This is a genomic window from Pseudomonas floridensis, assembly GCF_002087235.1.
In the GTDB taxonomy this organism is placed as follows: Bacteria; Pseudomonadota; Gammaproteobacteria; order Pseudomonadales; family Pseudomonadaceae; genus Aquipseudomonas; species Aquipseudomonas floridensis.
Window position 1 is genome coordinate 1 of record NZ_MUIO01000208.1, and the last position, 1,553, is coordinate 1,553.

2 protein-coding genes and 1 pseudogene are annotated in these 1,553 nt (G+C 50.0%); all 3 read left to right on the forward strand.

Going from position 1 to position 1,553, the window contains the following annotated elements; translation table 11 throughout:
* On the forward strand, positions 1 to 463 hold a 463-nt coding region (locus BZK31_RS29305), incomplete at its 5' end, for an RHS repeat-associated core domain-containing protein (protein WP_482822372.1).
* Between the two features lie 9 nt (positions 464 to 472).
* Positions 473 to 778 (forward strand): hypothetical protein, encoded by a 306-nt coding sequence (locus BZK31_RS28255; RefSeq protein WP_083186452.1) that lies wholly within the window; start codon positions 473 to 475, stop codon positions 776 to 778.
* A 144-nt stretch (positions 779 to 922) separates the two neighbouring features.
* A pseudogene (locus BZK31_RS28265) lies at positions 923 to 1,553 on the forward strand (RHS repeat protein); the annotation flags it as partial.

The following is a 1,553-nucleotide window of genomic DNA, read 5'->3' on the forward strand; positions in this document are numbered from 1 at the left end:
GCAGGATCCGATTGGGTTGTTGGGGGGTAATAATCTCTATACATATACAACCAATGTTACCGGATGGATAGATCCAACAGGCTGGATTAAAGTGTATCGCAATCTCAGGCCGGATGAACTCGTTAGTGAGGGTATTTCTGCCAAAAGCCCAGGGAGAGGGATGTCGCCTGCAGGTCATGTACGTAACGGCAGCATGCCTGGCTTCAAAGGTTCTCAGTATGTTTCGACGACCACTGACATGGAAGTGATAAATAAATACAAGAATCCTAACCAGACTACGGTAAGCTTTGATACTGACGACGTTATCAATGATTCTAGTGGTAATAAAAGCATTGTAGATATATCTACGCCAGACAAAGCTGCCAGTGCAGGCCTCAGAGGGCCAGCGGCAAGTTACGCTGTTGCGTCGAGAGAGGTATTAGTCGAAGGGCATATCCCCTCAAGTAAAGTCACTATTTGTTAAGGAGCAATGATGGACGCTAAAGGTTATATTGATTTGGTATGTGCAAGACTGGTAGGTGGTAATTCTATTCCTGTAAAAATTCGCTCTAGAGATGAAGTGCCTCAAGGAGAAGTTGACGAGTTATTCGCGGCGATTGATTTTTTAATCGATTACTATAGGGGGAAGGGGCTGATTCCTAAAAAGCTAGCGTTTGCTTTTGTTGATGTTTATGTCGGATTCAGTATAAGACATGACTTTTTTGACGAGATTGAAAGCCAGCGCTATGAAGATATTGGGATCACTCTTCAAGAAAAAGCATATGAGCTATTTGGCTGAATTTTAATGCGTTGTGGATAAATGGTATATCGGTAAAAATTAAAGCTGGCTGGATTTTAATGAGTTTTATAGTTCATTATACATAGGTTGCGAGCAAACATCAGTTTTGATCCGCCGCTCTTCCAGATTAAGATAAGCGGGTGGACCCTGCCTACCGACCAGCACCTGACCCACCTGTACTACGGGAGCGGCCACCTGCATCAACTGAACCTCGACGGCCGGTTGATCAGCGACATGGAACGCGACGACCTGCACCGCAAGGTCTACCGCACCCAAGGCAAGCTCACCAGCTGCTTCGGCTATGACTCCATGGGCCGCAAAGCCTGGCAGTTCGCCTCGACCCTGCCCGCCGACAAACTGTCTGGCGTGCTGGGCAGCGAAAGCCCGCAACTGCTGGTGGAACACGCCTACAACCCGATCCATCGCCGCTACCAGTAAGACAGCCTGGGGCGAAGGGTTGGCAAGATCTCGATAAAGCATGGCAAAGCCGAACACAAAAACTTCCTCTGGCAAGGCCTGAGGATGCTGCGTGAAGAACAGCCGGGACAGAGCAGCCTGTACATCTACGAGCCCGGCAGCTATGCGCCGCTGGCGCGTGTCGACCAGCGCGAAGACGAACCCGAAAACACGCTTTACTACTTCCACACCGACCAGATCGGCACGCCGCTGGAGATGACCGACATCGACGGCCAGATCGTCTGGCAGGCGACATACAAGGCATGGGGAAGCCTCGAAGCGCTGACCGTGAACGAGGTGGAGCAGAACCTGCGGTTTC